The sequence below is a fragment of the Bradyrhizobium sp. Kon56 genome (assembly GCF_055807635.1).
This window is the reverse complement of sequence record NZ_JBVVOU010000276.1, coordinates 1-321: the sequence shown is the minus strand read 5'-3', so window position 1 is coordinate 321 and position 321 is coordinate 1. Positions and strand designations below refer to the sequence as shown.

Below are 321 nucleotides of genomic sequence, written 5' to 3'. Positions count from 1 at the left end.
CAAGAAAAACACCGACTTCGCCGCGTTCATCGGCGCCCAGTCGCTGCAGAAACCGGCCGAATACGACGACCCGGACGCCACCGCCAACGCCAACCTGGCCGCGCGCCTGCCGTACCTGTTCGCCACCTGCCGTTTCGCGCACTACTTGAAGTGCATCGTGCGCGACAAGATCGGTTCCTTCAAAGAGAAGGACGAAATGCAGCGCTGGTTGCAGGACTGGATCCTCAACTACGTCGACGGTGATCCGGCGCACTCCACCGAAACCACCAAGGCCCAGCATCCACTGGCAGCCGCCGAAGTGATCGTGGAAGAAGTGGAAGG

1 pseudogene is annotated in these 321 nt (G+C 61.4%); it reads left to right on the top strand.

Features of this window, described 5'->3' with window-relative positions:
• Nucleotides 1–321: pseudogene (locus tag AC0L3B_RS38960) on the top strand (type VI secretion system contractile sheath large subunit); the annotation flags it as partial.